Here is a 22,037-nt window from a genome sequence, read left to right as displayed (position 1 = left end):
GTTCGAGGGTGGGGTTCGTCAGTGAGGAGTCCAGCCAAGGGCCTGCCATGTGTTGAAGTGCTTGGTGCAGCCGCGGCACCTGCCGCAAGCGTAGTTGCCGGTATGACAGGAATGCGCCCAGGCAAGCGTGCCCTGATCGATTCCCGATCGACGCACCAGCTCAACCGCATCGAGTTCGATGGCGGGCGCCTCGACGACTATCCCGCCCTCCTGCATGGCCATGAGCCGCGATGCCCGCTCCACGAACTCCGGCCGACCGTCGGCGTGGGCGCCATCGGTGGCCAGAGCGCCTATCAGCAGCCGCGACACGTCACGGCGCACCGCCGCCATTCCGGCCAGCGTGACGAGCAGTTGGTTCCGGAAGGGCCACCATTCCGACACTGGCGCCGCGGCGTCGGGCGCGGTACCGGCCATGTCGCCAGAACCCAGGGATGAGCAGTCGACCCGGATCACCTCGTGCGAGATGCCGAGCAGTTGGGCCACGTGGCCGGCGGCGTCGATCTCGGCTTCGGCCGGCTTCTGGCCGTAGTCGATGGTCAATGCGACGTCGGGCCGAAGCCACCATGCGATGCTCACAGAGTCCATCCCGCCCGACAGGAGCAAGGCGGTAGTCATCGCGGCAGTCTCCAGACAGCCTGGTAGATGGCGGTCGCGAAGTCGTTGGTCACCGTCGCTCCGGAGCCTACGAACATCTTGAGATCCTCCTCCCGCGAATTCTCGGCCAGCGCGACGACCGGTATGCCCTTGCGGATGGCGTAGCCCGCCTCAAAGACGGTCCCGGGGTCCATCCCGTTGATGATCGCCAGGAGCACGTCGCAGTCCTCGATGCCGGCGAGATCCGCCAGAGCGACGACCTCGGCCGCGCCGGGTCCGACCTCGTGGATGGGCGAGAATACCTGGGCACCTGCTTGCAGCAGGGCACGCCTGCCCTCCTCCACCAGCCAGCGCTGCCCGAGGTCGAAGAACGGCGCCGCCAAGTATATGCGGCCCGTACCCGGGCGCACCTGCTCGAACGGCATCGTGGCAAGCGTGGCGGCGTCCGGGGTGGGAAGGGCGCGGTGGCCGCAGTACCACGCGGTCGCCCGCGACGCGATGTCCGCCGCGTCATCGGGCGCCATGTCCTCCAGGGCCCACATTGCAGCGAACGTTGCGGAGAAGACGTCGCCGGATCCCAATTTCCAAACGCGCTCCGATCGATAGAGGGGGATTTCCCACGCCCCATCCGGCGTGATTACCCGTGCGCCCAAGGCACCCATCTTTAGCACGACCACCTCGGCGCCGTCGTTCCGGAACAGCCAGTCGGCGCCGGCGCGAGGATCTTCCTCGCCCGTGATCGAGCGCATCTCGAGCCTGTTGAGCACCACTGCAAGCCTCTTGGCCGACGAGCCGTTGGCAGTGAACGCGGCAGCGCCGAAAGCGGATTGTGGATCGTAAACCGCGATGTTGGCGGCGACGACGGCATCGCCCTCGAGCATGCCGTAGCGGAGCACGACGTCGTCTTTGACGGCGAGCGGCGGTCGCTGGCCCATCAAGCCGATCGGCGGCGATATGACAGGGTCGCCAAGCGTATGTGCGTAGTCAAACAACACCAGGAAAGGCAGGTCCGTGGGTACCAACTCGAAGTCGGCGAGCTCGGCGAGGAGTTCGACTTCGCTCCGCGCCCGATCGCCCATGTAAGCGTGCAACCGCTTCCGCGAAGCCTTGACGGTGCCGAGTGCCTGGGCGGCGCGACCGGCGGACCCGAGGACGGCATCCCAGGTCGGTTGCAGGCAGCGCTCGCGGTAGATGCCGCCGACCACCGAAAGGCTGCGCATCAGACGGGAACCACCTCGACGGTGTAGACGCCGCCCGCGATGGCCAGCACCGTCGCCGTGTAGGCCACGCCACGTTGGACGATGCAGTTGATGACTTGCGTATAGCCCAGGAAAGTCAGGGAGCCGCCGATTCGTCCCATCGCGTCACGGACGACAAGGGTGCTGGTAGTGCCGGTGGGGACGACGTCGACGGTGAGAACGGTACCGATGGACACGGGCCCCAGCACGGAAGGCTTGGGGCTGTTGATGGGGGCGTTGTAGGTCTGGCCGCAGGTGTCCGGCCCCCCTCCGATTCCCGGACTCAGATCGTCCCTGCTCGAGCCGCCACCTCCGGACATGCTGTCTTCCCCCTGCTGCGTCCTCCAGTTGAACTCGGATTCGACGCTGGCCGCAAGCCCGCGAATGACGGGCCGATCGATCGCATGGTTCGCCACATCAGTGCATCGAGCAAGGAAGCGCGTAGGCCAGCAGCGCGGCAGAACCCGATGAAACGGGATTCGAGGCCCGCGTAGTCCCTCGCAGGCGTCGCACCGCCGCCGAATATTCCCATATGGACGCACGCCCGCACGATGTGGATATCGAGTATCGCGACCTCGTCGCTCGCCCGGCGGTTCCGGACAACCCAAGATGCCGTTTTGGGGCCGATCCCCGGCAGCCGCGTCAGTGCGTCCCTGAGCGAGATGTCGTCCAGCGCGGCCTCGTCGATATCGGCGATCCTCGCGAGGCACTCTCCCAGTTGTCGCGACCTTTGCCTGGCGAAGCGATACCGGACCAACCTGTCGCCAACTTTCAGAGGCATCGTCAGCATGGCCTCGATCGCACCGACGTCAACGACGGCAGTGCTACGCATCGCTTGCCGCACCCTCCCATATGCCGCGAGACCGACTTCAGCGGGCGCACCGTACCCACCGAGCAGGCAGGCGGCAACTTCCTCCGCCAGGGTGTCGCCAAGGCCGAACGCCTCACCGCCCGCCAATTCCTGCATCCAGGCCTGTGCGGCCCAGAACGCAGGGGTCAACGCTTCTTCAAACCGGCCCCAAGCCACTCCCGGGACCACGGACTCCGCAGGATCGGGCAGGAAGAGTCTCACGGGTGTGCCGTTGTGGAGGGAGATGACGTGTTGCATAAATTGTCCCGAGGAATTATGCATTATATTCATTTCGTGAAACACAGGTCAATGCAATCGACGGATATCATCGATACCGTGAACGCCGTCCTAAGGAGCACTCGCACTCGACAGCGCGAGTTGGCAGAGTTCTGCCGCGTCACCCAAGGGCATGTGAGCAAGGTTCTTTCGCGCAAGGTGCCGCCTTCCGCCGGGCTCGAGGCCGACCTCGCTGACTGGCTCGTGAAGGCGGACAGCACGGCAACGGCGTCCGGTTCGGAGTTGGAGGAGGCCATGAGCCGCCTGCGCAACGCGCCGGAGGAGCATCGAATGCATATTCTGCATATTCTTAACAACCTTTCGGCTCTCGTATGATAGAGAGGGCGCGAAAGGGATTCGGCGGCGAGAATCGTCGGGCACGCGATCCGTGGCCCGGTGCCGCAAGTGCCAGGCTGTCGCAGTACCGTCTTTTGCTTGTGCAAAAAGCTGCGGTCGATTTGTCGCTTGCAAAGGGAGTGTTTACCGTCCCAAGTGTAAAACCAATGAGCAGCGAGACCTGATGACCATGTTGGATCCCAAGCGCCGATGATCCATTCCGGAAACCTGTCTCACCTCGCCCCGCCTGACTTCCGCAAGGACGCCACGCTGGACCGACTGGCCGAGAGGTTCAACGTCGCCCAGTTCGTGAGCTTCTCGCCGTCGCCCTCGGGACCCCGGCAGGAATACTGCCGGCTGGCCGGATTGCCGGCCAACCACCAATTCGCCACCGCCTCGGAAGCCGTGCAGGCGCTGTTCGAACGGAGCGGGGAAGGAACGGTCAACATTCGCACCTTCAGCGAAGCGTCTTCGCAGAGCCGCGAGTTCCTCTATGCGCTGCAGGACTCTGAGGCCGTTCTGACCGCCCTGGCCCGTTTCGCGGCGGACGGAAGCTTCGCCATAGTTAATGAGACCATCGACGTGTCCGATGGCGGCGTCTCCGGCGTGATCCTCGATGATGTCGTGGAGTTCCGTCCCGACGCGACGCCCCGTGGCGTCGAGAGGGAAGGTTTTGCCTCCCTCCCTGCCCCGTGGGCCAACGCCGCCTTCCAAACCGTCTTTGGATTCGGGCCCGAGCTCGCCCACGGCGAGGCGGCCCGCCTCGAGTTCAGCCTCCACCCCGCACCGCGGGGTTACCGGCAGTCGCACGTTCTCTATTGGGAGTTTGGTGCCCACGAAACCCTGCCCGGCAATCGGGTGGACGTTCGGTGGCCCAACGATTTCTCCCGGATGATGGGCGACAAAGCGTTCGGCCTGCTCGTCGCGCACCTGGCTGGTTTTCCGGTTCCACGGAGCACGGTAATTGGCCGGCGCTTGGCCCCATTTGCTTTCGGCACGCCGACCGGGTCCAAGGAGATTTGGACCAGGACGTGTCCGGTGGAACAGGTACCGGGCAAGTTCACCACCTCGCGAGGATGGTTGGACCCCTTCTCCCTACTGTCGAGGGAGGATCCCGACGGCACCGCGATCGTATCCGTGCTGGCCCAGGAGGCCGTGCCGGCCGTCTGGTCGGGCGCAGCGGTGCAGGGTGCGGACCGCATCCTCTATGTTGAAGGCGCCCGCGGCACCGGCGAGGACTTCATGCAGGGCACTACGCCGCCGATGGCCCTTCCGGATATAGTGGTGGCGACCGTCAAGGCCACGCACGCCCGCCTCGTCGCCGCGCTGGGCGACGTACGCTTCGAGTGGGCGTTCGACGGCGAGCAGGTCTGGGTCATGCAACTTCACCGTGGCGCTAGCCGTTCGGCCGGCTCGATCATCGTTCCGGGCGAGGCGGACGGATGGGCAGTATTCGACGTGTCGGAGGGTCTCGAATCGTTGCGGCTGCGGGTACAGTCGCTTCCGACCGGGCACGGGCTCCTGCTGCGGGGCGAGGTCGGTCTGACGAGCCACATAGCCGACGTCGCACGAAAGGCCGGGGTACCCACGCGCATGATTCGGGCGGACGATGCATAGCCAAGGCCGTCGAAATAGAACATAATGAGAACATCCAAGGCCAACCTTGGGTGGACAACCAAGCAGGAGAATAGAATGGCAAACTTCCAGGCTGTCGTGCACGCAAGGCAGGAGGCGAAGCGGGAACTGAGCACTCTGCGGGAGACGGTACGGATCCTGGCCGAGCAGCGTGCGCAGGAGAAGAAGGAGCAGGATGCTGGTAAAGATGGACAGCAGCACGGCCACGTTAATCAGCCGGCCTAGACCATGTACACCGATGCGGACCGCAGCCGAGAAGTAGTCCCCGAGAAGGACGGCCACGACAAAAAGTGGCGCGACGAGTTCGGCCGAGATTACGGGCGGATAATCCACTCCGCAAGCTTCCGCCGGCAGCAGGGCAAGACCCAGGTCTTCCCAAGCAGGGAGTCGGACTTCTTTCGCAACCGGCTCACCCACTCTCTGGAAGTGGCGCAGATCGCTCAGGGCATCGCCGAGCGCATAAACTACGACTACGACAAGGATCTCGGCGGCAAGATCGACCCAAGGCTTTGCGCGACCGCCGGGCTCGTGCACGACATCGGTCACCCGCCGTTCGGCCACAACGGCGAGAGCGCGCTCGACAAGGCAATGCAACGCTACGGCGGCTTCGAGGGGAACGCGCAGACCCTCAGAATCCTGACGCGCCTTGAGAAGAAGTTGCGGTACGCCGAACCTTTGGCGGGGGACGATAGGGCAGGGCTCAATCTCTGCCATCGGACCATCGCGGCCACTCTGAAGTACGACAACGAGATACCCGCCATCCGGAAGGCGGCGGACGGTTTTGTCAAAGGCTACTACGGCTCGGAGAAAATTATCGTCGACCGGGTCAAGGCATCGGCGCTCAACGGCTACGTCCTCGGTCCTGAGGAGAAATTCTGCACGATCGAATGCAGCATCATGGATCTGGCGGACGACATCGCCTACTCGGTCTACGACCTAGAGGACTGCTTCAAAGTCGGGTTCCTGTCCCCTGCGGAGATGCTGGCCTCGGACGACGCCTTGCTCAGCGCGGTAGCGAAACGGGCCTCGAAGCCGATGAAGCGGACGGTGACCATCAATGAGATACAGGCTGTCTTCATGGAGATATTCTCCGAGATAATAGAGCAGCCGGCGGAGGATGCGGATTCGCCGCTCGACGGCATCGTGATAGAAGACGACATCGCCCAACAAGCGAAGCGCGACGAGAGCCTGCTGACATTCGCCGAGGCGTACCGCACCTCCAAGGTCATGAGCGAGGACGGCTACAAGAGGACAGAGTTCTCATCGGAGCTCGTACACCAGTTCATCTCGGGGGTCGAACTCAAAGCCCACAAAGAGTGCCCATCACTCAGCCAGGTATACCTTCCGGAGAAGCTCATGCTCCGCAAGGAGGTGTTGAAGCAGTACACATTTGTGGCTGCGATCTATGCGCCGCGCGTGAAGCTTGGTGAATACCGGGGCTACGACCTCGTCACCGACATCTTCAAGGCCCTGATGGGAGACCGGGGTGACTTGTTGATGCCCGCCGATGTCCGGGGCCGCATTCGGAAAGCGCCTAATGTAAGCGTCAAAGCACGTGAGGTCTGCGACTTCGTCGCCGGCATGACGGACAGGTACGCGATGGAGTTCTGGGCGCGCCTCAACTCCGATGCAGCTGAAAGCATGTTCAAACCGATATAACTTGTGCTCCATCAGTCTGCGTGGACCCTGGTTCCCGCGTCAGCGCGGCGCCGAAGCGGTAGGTGTCGGGCCCGTAGTGCTTTGGGGCCTTACCGCTTGGCTCGATCTCGATGGTTCCGACCGACCAGCCTGGCGGGGTGTGTGAACGGGCGGCCGGTCGTCCAGCCCAAACGGGTAGCCATTGCTATTGATTGGAAGGCAGCCCCGCTGCCGGCGGGTTTTTCGCTTTACGAGGTACCAGCCTTTTGATTCCGGGATCTCAGCGGTCCTGAGAACCCAACTCTCCCGCTGACCTTAGCTGCGTTGCCTCAGGCAGACATTCTCAACATCAGCAAAGAGCCCGAGAGCGGTGTTTGTGAATTTGATGTACCAAAGTCCGCTACGGAATCGGAACCCGCAGATAAAAGAGGTCCGCGCGTCCGACAGCTATTCGATCCTCGACACCCAGAAGCAGTCGGTCGGGTCACGGCCCCCTTCCGGTCATTCACAAGCCGGCCGATAGCCGAAGTGAGCCAGTGCTGTTTACGTCGAAAACACATAGGCCGCCGCTACATGTTCGTGTTTTGTGCTTCGAAAGTCGCATAAATGGCAGTGTGGAACTCAACGGCGGCTCATTGGTTTTGCGGGTTCAGCTCGTGGAAAAGGTCCGTCGGCCTTCCATGAATGCGGGTTTCCGCATCGCCTACCTCGATTTGGTCGATGACCGCCGGACAGGCGAGGCGGAACCGTATCTCGCCCGAGAGCACATTCGCGCGCATGATTTCGACGAACGCGGCTATCTTTTCATCCGCAGTGAGAAACCTGCGTTTGACGGATGCAGTGGTGCTACGCTTGTGGAGCCCCGGGGCGTCTCTATGCGGCAATCCTTCATCGTGAGCCGATGCTATTGTGCAAGTTTCGCAGCACTGCGGGTGGCGATATCGCCCAAGACAGCATGAAGAAGCGTTCCAACTTCCTGTTCGGCGACCCCGGGTGCAATTCCTGATTCGGACAGTTGAACGAGAATTGCCTTGGCGGTGTTGCGCCAGAAGGCGTTCGCGTCCTCTGCGTTCTTGGATTCCAGGACCCGGGCGATCCCTTCGACCAACTTCCGCCGCCGATGCAACGGAAACGCGCTTATGTTTGAATCACACATCGATCACCTCACCCCTTCAGTCGCGCGAATAAGCATTGGCGGGTGAGAAAATTTGGTTAACAGCGCTTTTGGACAATGGTCAGCAATGGAATAAAGCGTCTACCCAACAAGCCAAGAGGTGTGCCACGTGTTGATGATCGGCGCGTGCTGAACGGCATCTTCTGGGTGCTGCGCTCCGGTGCTCCATGGCGCGACCTGCCTCAGCGCTATGGCCCGCGCACCACCTGTTGCAACCGCTTCGTCCGATGGCGAAAAGCAGGTGTGTGGCTGCGCAGTAACGAGTCTGCGGCCTAAGGTTTGCGGAGCCTCACGCCGGCGCGGCTGCCGTTCTCCGGGATGAACTCGACGCCGGCGGCCTAGAGGGCGATGCGCAAGGCAGCAACGGTTCGCTCTTGTGTGGAGCCCTGTCGGGCCGCGACATCTACTTAATGTCTACTCTAGACAGTCGGCGCGACCATAACTTTTGATAACAGGTCAGGGTCGCGGGATGCCGAGCCGCTTGAAATACCGAGTTACGTCCGGATGCTCGCGATCGTCCCGCCTCAACCGCGCAAGCGCGTCATCATCGCCGGCGAGCGCCATAGCCAAACCGGGAGCGTTTATTCTCCACGGAGCACCGGGCATTGTCTGGTTGTGAAGACGGTGCTTGATCACCAGCCGCCTGAGTGTTTCTTCGCTTAGGTTGTAGTCGTACCTGAACAGATCAATGGCCCTCTGGACCGTGATCGCCTCTGCCCGTGCGATGTAGAGCGGCCGAAGCCGTTCGCCTGTTGCCGGCGCTGTTTTGACAGGGCGCGCATTGGTCATTCGGCCCATCGCGCTTTTCTGCGGCCCGCCGTTTCGCCCGACATCAGGGAACGATATCGCCCCCCATGTATTAGAAACCCATGGACACTATGGAACCCCACGGCCACGGGATGGCGGCCGATCTTTTGACATCGGAAGTTGCCAATGCCAGGCAGCGCATCCACCGGACCGAGCTCGCGCTTCAACGCACTGAAGAAATGCTGGCCGAAAATCTCGCGCTGTGCAGCAGGATACGAACTGCGGTCGAGGCCGCAGACCGCTTGGTGAAGATCGATCCCCCCAGCTTTGAAGGACGTCGCGCGGGTTGAACTGGGCCGGCGTTTCATCGTCGCGACCTTGCGGCACCCTGCCGCAAGAGCCTGCCCTGTTGGCATCACAGCGTGAGCAAACATTGGACAGAAGCATTCCAACGTTCACGATGTGCAACACCGACGCTAGATCGACACGATCTTCTGTTCAAACAGCGGGGATTAATGCTGCGGCAAACGAAGGGGGCACGGGGGTCTTCGCGCGAGCCAGTTAGCCGATCTCCCGCTCAGAAATTTCAGCCAAAATATTCCGACCTCCTGATGGAACCCGTTCGTTGCGGGCGAGTTACGGCTCATTGGGGACGGACTTCCCGAACATGACAACGAGCAACAAAGCAGACCATCAGTCTGTCTCCGGAGCGTTTCGGAAACTGATCCGTTCCGAAGGCTATCGTCATCACGTACAAACGTTCTTAAATCTGGAGGTCGAACCAGAACTGCCGCCAACCCTACAGTCATTACTTGCGGCTATTGATCGGGCCAAACAGGGCCCGACGGAAGAAGTCCCTTAGCCGGCTGGCTGAGCGTCAGGTCAAAGAGTATAGAGGCTCGCTTCGTGGCTTGTCCCCCTGATTCCCACTCAGAAGTTATCAAACATTCTTCTTGATTTTTCTCGACAGAGGATCATGAATGTTCCGCGTGGGTTCTCGCTGAGGTGGGAGGCCTTGTATGAATGTTTGGACGAACTGCCGACCCGACAAGGTGACTGCCGAACACCTTGTTCACGAGCTGATCCTACAAGCCCGTCGCGGCCAAATCATCTCCGTCAAAGAGACTATTGCAGCGGTGCGCCGAGACGGGCCACATCTGGCGGAAACTGACTGCGAGCTGGTGGAGCTTATTGTCAATGTTGCCCCAGCCTTTGGCCTGTTCGTCGGGTTCGATCTTTGCGAATAACCGCCTCCTCAACAGGGCGGACCGTGGCGACACGGTCTCGATCAAAGCGGCACTACGCGAAGCTCGGGAGACTGCGCCTTATTTGGTGGCCTCCAACGAAGAACTAACCGAGGCAATCGTCGAGGCAGCAACTGCCATGGGCCTCTGCGTGGCTATCGACGGTCGCGAGTAGCTGTCAGCCAACTTCAGCCGCTGTGGCATCGCAACGGAAGCGCGCCGTCCTGCGCCATTTCAATAGTCAGAGGTAATCCGCAATTACCTTCGCAACCTGCTCACTCTGCCTGTAGAACGGGAACTGGGCTGAGCAAAAGTATTTGCTGGAGGAACTTGATCGGGCCGACAAAGAGTGATCGCATGGCTCTCCACTGGTTCAACCCTCCGGTCCCGGTCAAGACCGAGCGTCCCGGGATCATCCGCAGCGTAAACAACGCCGAGAAAGCCGGCGAGGAGCTGATGAAGTGGACCAAGCGTGGCCCTTGCTGGGACCTCGCGGTGCGCGTTTGCATGGCCGTGATTTTCGACGAGATGGAACCTGAGGAGGCCCGCAAGGCNTTGCTGGGACCTCGCGGTGCGCGTTTGCATGGCCGTGATTTTCGACGAGATGGAACCTGAGGAGGCCCGCAAGGCGTTCCTGGCTGCTGCCAAAGAGGAGGGGACATTACTCCCCCCAATGACAACTAGCTAAATTGGATGCGGTATAAGGTTCTAGGTGTCTATTACCAACACCGCCTTCGCGAAAGGAGCCCGCCGCCGATGAGGGAGAGGCGACGGACCCCGCCACAGCGGCTGCACATCCGAGAAGGACCACTGCCACCTCCAAACCCGCGAGGGCCTACATCGTTCCCTTAGCTGCGGCTAAAGCGGGGTTGGTCAGCGGGCTCTTGCCGCTCTAAGTTCCCCTTATGGGTCCCCTCTGGTTCGCTCCCCCGGTCTACGTGAAGACGAAACGTCCGGGCATTCGCAATGGGGTCAGCCACGTCGAGGGAGCCGCCGAGGAACTCATGGNTGAGAAAGGCGACGGACCCCCCCACAGCGGCTGCACATCCACGAAGAATCCCGCTGCAAGCTCTAAACCCGCGAGGGCCTACATCGTTCCTTAGCTGCGGCTAAAGCGGGGTTGGTCAGCGGGCTCTTGGCGCTCTAAGTTCCCCCTTATGGGTCCTCTCTGGTTCTCTCCCCCGGTCTACGTGAAGACGAAACGTCCGGGCATTCGCAATGGGGTCAGCCACGTCGAGGGAGCCGCCGAGGAACTCATGGGGTGGGACACAAAGGGCCCGAAGTGGACGAAGGCGGTTCAATCCTGCGTCGATGCATTCGAGGGCACGGTGTCCCCCCAAGAGGTCCGTGAAGCCTTTGAGGCGGCTGCCAGGGAGGCCAACGTGTATCTCTCCCCTGAGTAGGAGGTATCATGGCGCCCATCTGGTTCGTCCCTCCGGTGTTCGTGAAGACTGAAACCGGTGTCAGACATGGTTGCACCAATGCGAAGGAAGCCCTTGAGCAGCTCAAGATGTGGACCCGGCGAGGGCCTCACTGGCATAAGGCGGTGACCCTCTGCCTGTCAGCCTTGGAGGGCGATTCAATTGATCCCCACATAATACGAAAGGCCTTTGAGGCTGCCGCTAAGGAGGCAAAGATGTATCTTTCCCCGTAGGAGGAGTTGTCGTGGCAACCCACTGGTTCTTCCCTCCGGTGTACGTCAAGAGCGACCGACCTGGGGTCACCTACGGGTGCAACAACGTCGAGGGTGCCGCCGAGGAACTCATGAAGTGGACCAAGATGGGACCTAAGTGGAGGAAGGCTGTGCAACTGTGCGCCGACGCCTTTCAGGACCGCGTGACTCCGGAAGAGGTCCGTCAGGCTTTCGAGGCTGCCGCCAGGGAGGAGGGGGTGTTCCGTGACTAGCAGGCCGGTGCCCATGGCTATATTGGGAAGGACCCGTTAGGCTGTCTAATGCTGACCAAGTCCGCGCCGCTCGAAATAGACCCGGATACGAGAGCATTCACTCTGGTCGGCGCATTTATGGGCCATTTTGCACTTCTTGAACTGGCATCGGAGCTGCTCTGGGCGAGGTACTTGGCGTCAATGGGGCACGTCGACTAATCATCAATCGAAACACAGGGTTCGACGAGAAGATCAAAACCGGACGCACACTATAGGGGACCGGAACCGGAATGTCAGGCTTCTAAAGCCGATGGCAGAAACCGGATACGCTGTGGCGGCATCTGAGGGCAGGTTCCTCCTCTTGATTATTGCCTGTGAGCTGTGCGCGAAAATCGGGAATGGAAGGGCCGGAGGCAGGAAGCACGGCCTCAGGCCGAGGCGGTAATCAAGCGGGTCGGGAATGATCGCGAAAAGCTCAACACGGCCGGCAGCGAAACTAAAGAAGTAGTCGCGCGTTGGACGGCGGATAACGCTGTTTCGTCTCTGAGTATGGTTTAGGTCAGAGTGGTGAAGCCAACGTCGCATAAGGCAATCAAAGCGTCGAGCGCTAGTCAAGCGAAGTCGCCCGCTCGTGACGAGGTCGCTTTAGCGCCGCCCGCTTTCCGGCCGGTCCAGCTCGCAACGCTCGTGGACACGGTCCCTGCCGGCGATCGTTGGATCCATGAGATGAAATACGACGGCTATCGTATTCTCGTTGCCGTCGGCGGTGGCGAGGCGCGAGCCTACACACGATCTGGTCTGGACTGGTCTAGCCGTTTTCCCTCGATCCTCTCCGAGGCTCGCAAGCTCAAGGTGCGCTCCGCCCTGATTGACGGCGAGGCCGTGGTTGTCGATGTGGAAGGAAAATCTAACTTCCAGGCGCTTCAGAAAGCATTGAAGGGTGCCCCGGCGACTATCGACTTTTATGCGTTCGATCTGCTGCAGCTCGACGGCGAAGATCTGACAAGGCTTCCTCTTGTTGAGCGCAAGGCGAAGCTGGAGGCGATCTTGCCTGCGAAAAATCCGGTCCTTCGTTACTCCGACCATATCCTCGGCCGCGGAGAAGAGCTGCTCGATCGCTTCTGCGCAGCCGGCCTTGAGGGCGTCATCTCAAAGCTCGCGGATTCGAGTTATGTGGCGGCCCGCGGCGCAAGCTGGCTGAAGATCAAATGCATCAGGCGACAGGAATTTCTGATTGTCGGCTGGACGCCGTCCGACAAGGTCCGCGCGTTTCGGTCCTTGATCCTTGGCGTTCATGACGGCGGCAAGCTGCGTTACGCCGGGAAAGTCGGCACCGGCTTCGATACCGCTGAACTTCTTCGTCTCTTGAAGATCATGGCCCCGCTTGAGCAGAAGGCCGCCACCGTCGACGCACCACGCGCCGAAGTGCGCGGCGCACACTGGCTCCGTCCGAAACTGGTCGCTGAGATTGCCTTCACCGAAATGACAAATGAAGGGACGTTACGACATCCGAGCTATCTTGGTCTCCGCGAAGACAAGAAGCCAGAGGCGGTCGTGCTCGAGACGGAACGTCATGCAGCCGATCTCGCCGCGTCTGCGACAACCGCCATCAAAATAAGTAACCGCGACCGCGTCATCTATCCGGAGTCCAACATCACCAAGGGACAGCTCGCCGACCATTACGCCGCGGTCGCGGCGATCATGCTTCCTTGGGTTGGCAGCCGGCCGATCAGTCTGGTTCGATGCCCACAGGGCCGCGCGAAGAAGTGCTTCTTCCAGAAACACGACGCCGGCAGCTTTGGCGACAAAGTCCACCACGTCGGCATCACAGAGAAAGACGGGCACGAGGAACCATATCTCTATGTCGACGATGCCGACGGACTGATGACTTGCGTCCAGATGGGAACGATCGAGCTGCATGGATGGGGGGCTCGGATCGAGGATGTCGAAAAGGCCGACCGCCTCGTGTTCGACCTCGACCCCGATGAAGGCCTCGATTTTGAGGCCGTCCGCGCCGCTGCCTTTCAGTTCCGCGCAATCCTTAAATCGCTGGGACTTACGACTTTCCCGATGCTGACGGGAGGCAAAGGAGTGCACGTCATCGCGCCCCTCACCCCTGGCGCCGAGTGGCCAGAGGTGAAGGACTTCGCGTCTCGCCTGGCGCAGGCGGTCGCCCAGAGCGATCCGGCCCATTTCACGGCCGTCTTGTCAAAGGCGCGCCGCAAGGGTCGCATCTTTGTGGACTATCTACGCAATCAGCGCGGGGCGACCGCTATAATGCCCTACAGCGCAAGATCACGTCCGGGCGCTCCTGTCGCGGCACCGATCACGTGGGCGGAGATGAAGACAATAGATGCGCCCTCTCATTTCCACGTTGGCGATGCTCCTGAATTAAAGAAACGTGCAGCCTCCAAAGCTCTGGCGGGATGGGGTCGCGCTGACCAATCCTTGTCCAATCTGTAGCGTCCGACGCGGGAAGAGGCAGTAAAGCCGGGATTTAAACGGCAACGCGGCGCTCATGGCCTTGCCTAATTGGAACCTGCGGAGATCGGCCTCGTTTGGCTGAAGCCATGGCAAAAATCGATCCGAGGACCGTCGCCAGTCTTTTAAGGGAATACGCGCAACGGGCGTCCATGCGCGGCGACAATCCCTATCGCATAAAGGCATACTTGCGCGCGGCAGACAGTCTGACGGCGCTGTCGCAGCCGCTTGATCGGATCATCGCCGCCGGCGCCGTCACCAAGATCCCGGGGATCGGTGACGCGATCGCAGACATCGTGACCAAGCTTTACCAAACCGGCACGCACCCGAGCCTTGAAAAGCTGCGCGAGGATGTCCCAGCGGGCGTGATGGAGCTGTTTGCCATACCCGGGCTTCGTCCCGATAAGATACTGAAGCTTCATCAGGCGCTCGGCGTGAACTCGCTGGCGGAGCTCGAGGCCGCAGCAAGAGAAGACCGCATACGCCCGGTCAAAGGCCTCGGCGCCGCGCTTCAGACAAAGCTGCTGCAGAACCTGGCCATCGTGCGAAGCGGCGAAACGCAACTTCACCTGCACAAGGCCGCCGCCCTTCTCGAACATGCGGTCATATCGGTGAAGCAACAGCATCCAGAGTTTTCTCGCGTCGAAATTGCAGGCGACTTCCGGCGCGGTTGCGAGCTCGTTTCCGACTTCGTTCTGGTAGCGCAGGGCTTAAAGTCGACTGGTATTGAGGATACGACCCTCAGGCTTGTTGTCACGGACCGGAAGCACTTTGGCGCGAGCCTGCTCGAAGCAACCGGTTCGGCAGACCACCTCGAGCAATTGAAGACGTTCGCGGCCGACAAGGGGTTCACCCTAGACGCCGACGGGCTTCATCGCGGGAGAAAGCTGATCGCGTCAGCGACAGAAGAAGAAATCTACCAAGCTCTAGACTTGCAGTTTATCGAGCCTGAATTGCGCGAAGGCAGGGACGAGATTGAGCGAGCGGCAAAGCAGAAGCTACCCGCCCTCATTCGGGATGAAGATCTGCATGGCATCCTGCATTCTCACACGACCGCGTCCGATGGCACCGAAACGCTTGAGGCAATGGCTGAAGCCACGCGCAAGCGCGGTTTCGAATACTATGGTGTCGCCGATCATTCGCAGTCCGCTCACTACGCAGGCGGCCTTACGTTGCAGGAGATTGCTGAACAGCACCGCGAAGCTGACCGGCTGAACAAGGCATACAATGGAAAATTTCGCATACTGAAGGGCATCGAGGCGGACATCCTGGCGGATGGCTCGCTCGATTACCCGAGTCACATCTTGGAGACGTTCGATTTCGTCGTCGCGAGCGTGCACAGCCGCTTCAAGTTGTCCAAGAAGGAACAGACGGAGCGTATCATTGAGGCGATCGGAAATCCTCGGACGACAATCATCGGGCACATGACCGGTCGCCAGCTGTTGCGCCGGCCCGGTTATGATCTCGACGTCGACAAAGTCCTCAAAGCGTGTGCGAAACACGGCGTCGCTGTCGAAATCAACGCACATCCTTGGCGACTCGACCTCGATTGGCGCTGGCATCAAAAGGCACTCGATCAGGGCTGCATCTTCAGCATCAATCCGGACGCTCATTCGATCCGCGAGCTCGACCACATGCATTGGGGTGTCGAGATGGCGCGCAAGGGCGGTGTTCCTGCGAAGCGGGTCCTGAACGCGATGCGTTTGACGGCTCTCCTTGCGCATCTCGCACGGCGCAGGCAAACGGCCTAACCTGCTTGTGCGCCCGGCCTATCAGTGCAGGAGTCCGTCATTCTCAAAATCTTCCCAGCCGCGCAAACTGGAGTGCGCGTTCTCATCGGGGCCGTAGCCAGTTGAAGCTGCAGTTCCGCGACCGCTTCTTTGAGCACGTTTCATGGCGGCCTTCCCCGCGGCTCGCCGCCTATTGTCTGCAGCTGTCGCTGCGTCCTGTTCGCGCCAGACCGTTACCAGGTCGCGGTCAAGCACATCCTCCACGTGCTGCGGGTCGAACACGTGAAAGGTGATGTTCCTTGCCCGCCCGCGGAGTTTCACCGTTTTCGTCCCGGCGCTCTGCAAGCGACCATCTTTCAGCCAGCGGTGCCGTTCGGCCGTCGAGATCGTCAGAATGTCCTCGATTTCACGGGGGATTACGGGCAGGTCTTCGATATTCTGCAGTGCTTTGGATACGATCCCGAATACCACCTGCACATCATTCTCGGCGCCCTGAGACACGCGCAGGGTAAGCACGCGGGACTCGATATGGAGCAGTTTCCTGAAGTCCGTTGGAAGGCGGGCGCGTATTTCGAGAAAAATACCCCTCGCTCTGACGGACGATCCAAACGTTGCAGCCGGGGTTAAAGGCCACTCTCCAATCAGCTTCGCTGTTGCATTGATTTTTCGGCGCGTGGACATGCCCCTTTATATAGGTCCCCGATAGTCGGCAGCGATGAGCCGATCGCAAAGCCAATATGAGTTCTAATCCGCCAGCGGTCTGAACCACGATGCCCAAAGGCGCAACCACGATTGTGAGCGGGGCCGTTTGCAACTTCGGCTAACAGGAAACGGCAGAGTTGATCTCGAAGTGCGATATCAGGCGCGTCGCCGCCTGGCGGCTTTTTGGGGGCCGTTTGCTGTCCGTCCGGTTATTGCCGAGGGACCAGTTAAAGCCGCCGTTCGGCTCACGACCTCTTCGCGGAATACAAGGCAAGTTCAGATCCCGCGGAAGCCGACATTGAACTGCCTCTCCGTTTACACGTTTGGCAAATGTTGCGAATGGAGGGAGTTGCATGTTTGAAGGTTTCTCGCTGGAGCAGATCAAACTTCCGGAAGCGACGCTCAGAGTGCGGGTTGGTGGAAGGGCCACCGCTTCCTGATGCTGCACGGTCATCCTCGCACCCATGCCACTTGGGATCGCGTGGCGCCGATTTTGGCTGAGGAATACACCGTAATTTGCCCTGGTCTTCGGTGCTCGCCCTTGCGGTGTGTCGCAACACAATCAGCGCGTCCGGTTTGCCGTGAACAGATCTTGCTGATGCACCAGTTCGTCCGCGACGGGCTGACGGAGGCGGCGTGTGCCATTCGGGTGGATGGCCGAAAATAACCCCACCTCTGCATGACGCGAATTGTCCCAGCCCGGGTAGGCCGTTATCGGGTACAGGCAAATACCCTCGAATCGATGCTCCGACACCCATAGCGGCACGCACCTCGTCGCGGCATACATAGTGGAGCCAAGCCGGCCCGCCGGATCCCTCTGAGCCGGTCTCGGCAATGAACATCGGCTTACCGTACCGATGAGCAACCTCGAGCAACATTTCCGACAAAGCGCGGTACTCATGGTGTCCCATCGATATCGTCGGCCCGTTTATTTACCATTGATTGTGCGGCTAGAAATTCAGGCCCACGAAATCGACAACATCTTCGCTCCCGCCCAACTCAGGTTCGACGCGGCCCAGCAACATGTCGTAAGCTTCGAACTGCCCCTGACGGGCGTTTTCGGCCCGACCCCGTTCGCTGCGGGTCCGGTCACGAGGAGCGATTTGGATAAGGGGCTCGGCCCAGACAAATCTGCAGGCGCGGTCGATCTCCCGCATTGCACGAACACCCGCGATGGCAGCCTTCACGAGATGCCGCTTGAACCATCCACGTTTGTTCGGCCCCACGCGGGAAATAGCCGACCTCAACAGCCCATGCGAAAAAGGAGATCTAGTTGATGGGACACAACAGAGGCGGTGTTCCGGCGATCGAACGCTGTACGCTCACGGCTTCTGCCGCGAACGGGCATAGGCATCGATGAAATGCAGCGATCGCTGATCGACATGGTCTGGAGATCCGTAATGGAAGATGTCCCAGATAACCTGGACACCTGCCGATCGGGCCGCCTCGACCATTGGCGCCCAACTTGACCAGTCATAGGCGAAGCTTGCGGAACCGGAGCCTCCACCTGGTGCTCGTCCATACGCCCCACTTCGCTCATTCGAAGTCTTCTTCAGCAGTCGGCTTCGAACTCGGCCGCCTTGTTAGGACCGGGAACCGCGTTGGCGAAATACCGCATCCAATGGGGCGCGCGCCATCTTCGTTGCTCAGTCCAGCTCGTCCTGGCGCGACCGGGCAATGCCGAACCGATTTGGTCGAGCCTTTGTTCCTGTGGTGGACTGTCCGGAGCTGGGTGGCGAAGGAGGAACAAGGAGGGCCGTGCCAAGTTCGGGGCGATATACCACCGCCGCCGATCGACTCGAGCGGCTGCTCAGCAACAAGAGAGGCACGGGATCACATGACCGTTCAGATTCGACTTTCCGAGATCGACCACGCCAGGCGCGAGGATCGTGGCGACGGCGCTTGGAGCATCGCACCGGACTTGGGCTATTTGCGCCTAGCAATCGTCAATGTCGTGTTCTTCGGCGCACCGGGCAGCGGAGATCGGAACTGGATGCTGATCGATACCGGGTTGCCGACGTCCCGCGGCAGCATTCTTGCGGTCGCGGAAAAGCGGTTTGGCACGAACGCACGGCCGGCCGCGATCATCCTGACCCACGGCCATTTCGACCATGTGGGAACGGTTCTAGACCTCGCGAATAGGTGGGACGTGCCTGTCTTCGCGCATCCACTCGAGCGCCCCTATCTGGACGGAACCGCGTCCTATCCGCCACCGGATCCCTGGGTCGGGGGTGGACTGATGGCGCTGCTTTCGCCGCTTTTTCCACGGGGGCCAATTGATCTTGGCAACCGTTTGGAACTCCTACCTGCCGACGGATCGATCCCCGGAATGCCCGGATGGCGATGGCTACACACACCCGGGCACGCTCCTGGGCATATCTCGCTCTGGCGCGAGGAGGACCGCTCGCTGATCGTAGGGGACGCTTTCATCACCACCGGTCAGGAGTCAGTCTATGAGGTCGCCGTTCAGGATCTTGAGATGCACGGTCCGCCGCGCTACTTCACGCCGGACTGGGATGCGGCGGAAAGATCCGTGAAGCACCTGGCTGCCCTGAACCCGCGGATGGTCATCAGTGGACACGGTGCGGCTGCTGCGGGAGTGGGCATGCGTCAAGCTCTTGACAGCCTGGCTGAGCGGTTCAGGGTGTTCGCCGTCCCGCCGAAATTGAAATTCGTGCGCGAGCCGGCGGCAGTCCAAGGTAGCTGAGGCTAACCGAGCCGTCGTCGTTCTGAAGTATGGTCAAGTTGGGCAGACTCTGTCTCTCGAGCCGGTAGAGTTACCCGTCGGGTCGCGCGCCCCATCGTCGCCGACAAACTCTGACAAGCGGAACAAACCCGGGAGGCGCCGGGTTAGGGCGTTCGATCGGCGCAGGGCGACTGCGGCCAAGCGCCCCGAAGTTCTGCGTCAGGAGAAGACGTCAGATGGAAAACGAGTACCCGTAGGACGCGTCCTGTCCGCCCGCGAGCCGACCGGCAAGAAGTTGTTCGAGTCCACACGCGTCGGCATCCGCCAAGACTTGGCTTTGATTCGCTCATCGGCCAAAACCGTGGAGGAGACCAAATGGCAAATCTGGGAAGATTGGCGATCGCGATGCTTCGCGTTCTGGCATACCAAAACCGCGACAAGCTCTGTGAATTGATTCCGGGAGCGGGGTATCTTAACCCAAACGACCCGCAACGCAGAATTCTGGCTCAGATAACGAATGGCGTGTCGAGGGCTGACCTTGGTGAGATCCTCGACCGGTTCAGGGAGGTGGGGGCAGGATCGAAGGTCGACTCGTGGGTTGGCAGCGGGCCAAACCAACCGATTGAGCCAAGGGACGTCCAAGCGGCAATGGACGAAGGTACACTCACGTCCATTTCGATGCAGACGGGTCTTTCGCGCGAGGAGCTAATCAGAAGGATTGCGCGGGATCTACCCGAGACAGTCAACGAGATGACGCTGAATGGTGAATGGCCGCCTGAGCCGACACATGGCTTGGATAAGTCGACCCTGCTCGACAATGTATCCTAGGGGACACAGCCAGGAATGCAGCCGGCCAAGGCGAGATCCAGGGTGGCAACTCTACACGGGGGGACGCTCCTGCGCGATCGCCTTCATCCGCTCGCGAACCAAGGGTCTGTTTCGAGCGCGCCGAACGCTCAACTGGCCGCCATCCTGAAAATGCGGCACCGCTGCATCGCGGCGCCCTCGCTCGCGTATATCGGTGAGCGGAAGAAGGCGCGTTCCTGGCTGGCCAGAGCGCTGGCGATCGATCCGGACGACTTCGTGACGCAGTACAACGCCGCTTGCATGTATTCCGTGCTCGGGGAAGTGGAGGAAGCGGTGCGGTACCTGGAAAGAGCCGTCGGAGGAAGCGTGAGTCAGAACGTATTGGAACGAATCCGTCACGAAGTCATTTCGACGCCATTCGCGATCACCCGCGGTTCGTGCAGCTTCTTAGTTCACTTGCCTTGTGACGCACAGCTGTACTTGCACAAGCTTCGGCCTGCCTAGCAGCCGCGTTCGGTTTGGGTGGCGGATTCAACTGATCGCAGCAACACACGCTCTTTTCTGAAAGATGGAGTGTGAGCCATGAAGCAGCGAAGTCGCATCTACTACTCGGCCGCTCAGCGCCTGAGATTTGGGTTCGATGGCAGGCGGGCGAGTCGATGAGCTCGATCGGACGACGATTCGATCGGGAGTCTTCATCGGTCCGTTCTTGCCGCCGCGCCTGGGCCTTGCACTGGCGGGCTGCCGGCCTTGCCTGTCGCCGGTGGTGTTTTCCCCCACATTTTGCTGCCGCTGCTTGTGCTGCTCACCTGGCCGCTCGCCATGGGCAAGTATTTCGCCCCGGCATCGTCTCTGCGGGGTTTGCTTCGTCGGCAAAGGACATCGCCAGCTGGCCTCACAGCTGCGGTCGATCGCGGCCGAATCGGGATTGATGCTGGCCGACGCGCTGGCCGGCGGCCGCTTCACCCGCTACAATGATCTGTTGATGCCTGCCGGCATTATTGCCGGGGCCGGCGACCGGTTGTTCGATGCGAAAGCCGAGGCTCTTAGACTACAAACGGAGATTCCTGGTTCCTTTGTCGATATCATCCCGCAGGCCGGCCACATGGTCCACCACACCGCACCGCTAGCTGTTCTCGCCATGGTGGACAGGGTCGCTGCCGCGGCCAGCATGCACTAGGCCGGCACTGGCGCGATCCCGAAGAAGTGGAATCGCGATTTTCGGAAAAGATCATGCTCAAAAGCAATAGGTAGAACCCCGTCCCGACTCTATCGGGTGGCGAATCCGATGATTTACTTCACGGCGGCACGCACTTCAGCGAACCGCATCCTGTGCATCCATCCGCGCCGGTTCGGCTAACATCGACGTCGAGGTCCCGTATCTTGGGGATTTGGCCAGGGGAACGGCCCCAATTCCGTGTTCGGCTTCTGCCTCTTTGTGGCTGCCAGCATCTAGTCGTCTGCAAATCGAGGCCACGGACTGACAAGCACCCCCGCACTACAAGGAGCTGGCGGTCGGAGAACAAATGTAGACATGTCGCACCATCCTTGCGGGTACGGCTTGCGATGCATACTGACGGTCGAGGGCTTAATGTAACCAAATCAACGGCTCGGCGTTTCGGTCAGCGCCGTTGCAATGAGCGAAGCCATAACCTCTGTCACGAGCATAGACTGGCGATTTCATGAATCGCAATTTTCTGGTGATCGAACCTGAGGAAGGCATTGCCGTGCTCAAGGGGCTTGCCTCCTCGGCGCGGATCTCGATGCTGAAACTGCTGCATGAGAAGGGGCCGATGAATGTCAACGAAATCGCCGCCGTGCTGTCGCTTCCGCAGTCGACCGTCTCGACCAACATCCAGGTGCTGGAGGATGCGGGGCTGATCCGCACCGAGAACCTGAAAGCGAAGAAAGGCAGTCAGAAAATCTGTTATCCGACGGCCGAAGAAGTGCTCGTCGTGTTCAAGAGCGAATATCGTGCGGTCAAGAACGACGCGATCGAAGTGTCGATGCCGATC

The 22,037-nt window shown here is 60.6% G+C and carries 23 protein-coding genes and 2 pseudogenes; 18 read left to right on the top strand and 7 right to left on the bottom strand.

Annotated features, from left to right (window positions below; genetic code table 11):
* Window positions 1-18 precede the first annotated feature (18 nt).
* Genes X773_RS65365 through X773_RS76645 form a run of 3 tightly spaced genes read right to left on the bottom strand, consistent with a single transcriptional unit; the run spans window position 19 to window position 2,248 of the window.
* Window positions 19-615 (bottom strand): 7-cyano-7-deazaguanine synthase, encoded by a 597-nt coding sequence (locus X773_RS65365; protein WP_023679062.1) that lies wholly within the window; start codon window positions 613-615, stop codon window positions 19-21.
* Window positions 612-1,814, bottom strand: coding sequence for a PfkB family carbohydrate kinase (locus X773_RS65360; protein WP_023679061.1), 1,203 nt, complete (start codon window positions 1,812-1,814; stop codon window positions 612-614). Before X773_RS65360 ends, X773_RS65365 begins: the two co-directional genes overlap by 4 nt.
* Window positions 1,814-2,248: a hypothetical protein gene (locus tag X773_RS76645; protein ID WP_156937412.1), complete on the bottom strand. Its 435-nt coding sequence runs from the start codon at window positions 2,246-2,248 to the stop codon at window positions 1,814-1,816. Before X773_RS76645 ends, X773_RS65360 begins: the two co-directional genes overlap by 1 nt.
* A gap of 116 nt (window positions 2,249-2,364) precedes the next feature.
* Here X773_RS76645 and X773_RS76640 point away from each other — a divergent pair, with 116 nt between their 5' ends.
* The 4 genes from X773_RS76640 to X773_RS65340 all read left to right on the top strand — a co-directional run bounded on the left by X773_RS76640 (window position 2,365) and on the right by X773_RS65340 (window position 6,588).
* Window positions 2,365-3,294, top strand: a complete 930-nt coding sequence (locus X773_RS76640; protein WP_156937411.1) for a hypothetical protein — start codon at window positions 2,365-2,367, stop codon at window positions 3,292-3,294.
* Window positions 3,295-3,504: 210 nt separating this feature from the next.
* Window positions 3,505-4,911: a hypothetical protein gene (locus X773_RS65345; protein ID WP_023679057.1), complete on the top strand. Its 1,407-nt coding sequence runs from the start codon at window positions 3,505-3,507 to the stop codon at window positions 4,909-4,911.
* A 75-nt stretch (window positions 4,912-4,986) separates the two neighbouring features.
* Complete coding sequence (locus X773_RS76635; RefSeq protein ID WP_156937410.1) at window positions 4,987-5,154, top strand: hypothetical protein; 168 nt, start codon at window positions 4,987-4,989, stop codon at window positions 5,152-5,154.
* Window positions 5,155-5,157: 3 nt separating this feature from the next.
* Complete coding sequence (locus X773_RS65340) at window positions 5,158-6,588, top strand: deoxyguanosinetriphosphate triphosphohydrolase family protein (RefSeq protein WP_023679055.1); 1,431 nt, start codon at window positions 5,158-5,160, stop codon at window positions 6,586-6,588.
* Window positions 6,589-7,471: 883 nt separating this feature from the next.
* Here X773_RS65340 and X773_RS65335 read toward each other — a convergent pair.
* Entirely contained in the window at window positions 7,472-7,723 is a 252-nt protein-coding gene (locus X773_RS65335) for a DUF6074 family protein (protein ID WP_031212394.1), read from the bottom strand.
* A gap of 75 nt (window positions 7,724-7,798) precedes the next feature.
* Between X773_RS65335 and X773_RS75015 the strand changes: the two are divergent.
* Window positions 7,799-7,990 (top strand): annotated as a pseudogene (locus tag X773_RS75015) (transposase); the annotation flags it as partial.
* 207 nt (window positions 7,991-8,197) lie between these two features.
* Here the strand turns inward: X773_RS75015 and X773_RS73805 are convergent.
* Window positions 8,198-8,530, bottom strand: coding sequence for a hypothetical protein (locus X773_RS73805; protein ID WP_023679052.1), 333 nt, complete (start codon window positions 8,528-8,530; stop codon window positions 8,198-8,200).
* 110 nt (window positions 8,531-8,640) lie between these two features.
* Here X773_RS73805 and X773_RS65330 point away from each other — a divergent pair, with 110 nt between their 5' ends.
* The 7 genes from X773_RS65330 (at window position 8,641) to X773_RS65305 (ending at window position 15,848) form a co-directional block, all read left to right on the top strand.
* Window positions 8,641-8,838 carry a hypothetical protein gene (locus X773_RS65330; protein WP_023722969.1) on the top strand — a complete coding sequence of 66 codons (198 nt, stop codon included), beginning with the start codon at window positions 8,641-8,643 and terminating at the stop codon, window positions 8,836-8,838.
* 669 nt (window positions 8,839-9,507) lie between these two features.
* Window positions 9,508-9,735, top strand: coding sequence for a hypothetical protein (locus X773_RS75010; RefSeq protein ID WP_023679050.1), 228 nt, complete (start codon window positions 9,508-9,510; stop codon window positions 9,733-9,735).
* A gap of 354 nt (window positions 9,736-10,089) precedes the next feature.
* Complete coding sequence (locus tag X773_RS75005) at window positions 10,090-10,347, top strand: DUF982 domain-containing protein (RefSeq protein WP_084641508.1); 258 nt, start codon at window positions 10,090-10,092, stop codon at window positions 10,345-10,347.
* A gap of 542 nt (window positions 10,348-10,889) precedes the next feature.
* Window positions 10,890-11,135 (top strand): DUF982 domain-containing protein, encoded by a 246-nt coding sequence (locus X773_RS65320; protein WP_023679046.1) that lies wholly within the window; start codon window positions 10,890-10,892, stop codon window positions 11,133-11,135.
* Between the two features lie 262 nt (window positions 11,136-11,397).
* The gene (locus X773_RS65310) at window positions 11,398-11,637 is read left to right on the top strand and encodes a DUF982 domain-containing protein (protein ID WP_023679044.1); all 240 of its coding nucleotides are present in this window, start codon (window positions 11,398-11,400) and stop codon (window positions 11,635-11,637) included.
* A gap of 543 nt (window positions 11,638-12,180) precedes the next feature.
* Window positions 12,181-14,079 (top strand): DNA ligase D, encoded by a 1,899-nt coding sequence (gene ligD / locus X773_RS0138810; RefSeq protein WP_348625941.1) that lies wholly within the window; start codon window positions 12,181-12,183, stop codon window positions 14,077-14,079.
* Window positions 14,080-14,186: 107 nt separating this feature from the next.
* On the top strand, window positions 14,187-15,848 hold the full coding sequence (locus tag X773_RS65305) for a DNA polymerase/3'-5' exonuclease PolX (protein ID WP_023679042.1): 1,662 nt from the start codon (window positions 14,187-14,189) through the stop codon (window positions 15,846-15,848).
* Between the two features lie 21 nt (window positions 15,849-15,869).
* On the opposite strand, the gene X773_RS65300 is transcribed toward X773_RS65305, so the two are convergent.
* Entirely contained in the window at window positions 15,870-16,508 is a 639-nt protein-coding gene (locus X773_RS65300; protein ID WP_023679041.1) for a hypothetical protein, read from the bottom strand.
* 374 nt (window positions 16,509-16,882) lie between these two features.
* On the opposite strand from X773_RS65300, the pseudogene X773_RS78355 reads away from it, so the two are divergent.
* A pseudogene (locus X773_RS78355) lies at window positions 16,883-17,061 on the top strand (alpha/beta hydrolase); the annotation flags it as partial.
* Between the two features lie 418 nt (window positions 17,062-17,479).
* Here the strand turns inward: X773_RS78355 and X773_RS78350 are convergent.
* Complete coding sequence (locus X773_RS78350) at window positions 17,480-17,686, bottom strand: hypothetical protein (RefSeq protein WP_023679040.1); 207 nt, start codon at window positions 17,684-17,686, stop codon at window positions 17,480-17,482.
* Between the two features lie 680 nt (window positions 17,687-18,366).
* Between X773_RS78350 and X773_RS65290 the strand changes: the two genes are divergently transcribed.
* The 5 genes from X773_RS65290 to X773_RS65270 form a co-directional block, all read left to right on the top strand.
* Window positions 18,367-19,236 carry an MBL fold metallo-hydrolase gene (locus X773_RS65290; RefSeq protein ID WP_023679038.1) on the top strand — a complete coding sequence of 290 codons (870 nt, stop codon included), beginning with the start codon at window positions 18,367-18,369 and terminating at the stop codon, window positions 19,234-19,236.
* A 354-nt stretch (window positions 19,237-19,590) separates the two neighbouring features.
* Window positions 19,591-20,043 carry a YidB family protein gene (locus X773_RS65285; RefSeq protein ID WP_023679037.1) on the top strand — a complete coding sequence of 151 codons (453 nt, stop codon included), beginning with the start codon at window positions 19,591-19,593 and terminating at the stop codon, window positions 20,041-20,043.
* A gap of 15 nt (window positions 20,044-20,058) precedes the next feature.
* Entirely contained in the window at window positions 20,059-20,526 is a 468-nt protein-coding gene (locus X773_RS65280) for a tetratricopeptide repeat protein (RefSeq protein WP_023679036.1), read from the top strand.
* A 424-nt stretch (window positions 20,527-20,950) separates the two neighbouring features.
* On the top strand, window positions 20,951-21,202 hold the full coding sequence (locus X773_RS73800) for a hypothetical protein (RefSeq protein WP_156937409.1): 252 nt from the start codon (window positions 20,951-20,953) through the stop codon (window positions 21,200-21,202).
* 502 nt (window positions 21,203-21,704) lie between these two features.
* Window positions 21,705-22,037: helix-turn-helix domain-containing protein (locus X773_RS65270; RefSeq protein ID WP_023679034.1), on the top strand; the 333-nt coding region annotated here is incomplete at its 3' end.

This window comes from Mesorhizobium sp. LSJC280B00 (genome assembly GCF_000502835.1).
In the GTDB taxonomy this organism is placed as follows: domain Bacteria; phylum Pseudomonadota; class Alphaproteobacteria; order Rhizobiales; family Rhizobiaceae; genus Mesorhizobium.
This window is presented reverse-complemented; position numbering and strand designations above follow the sequence as displayed.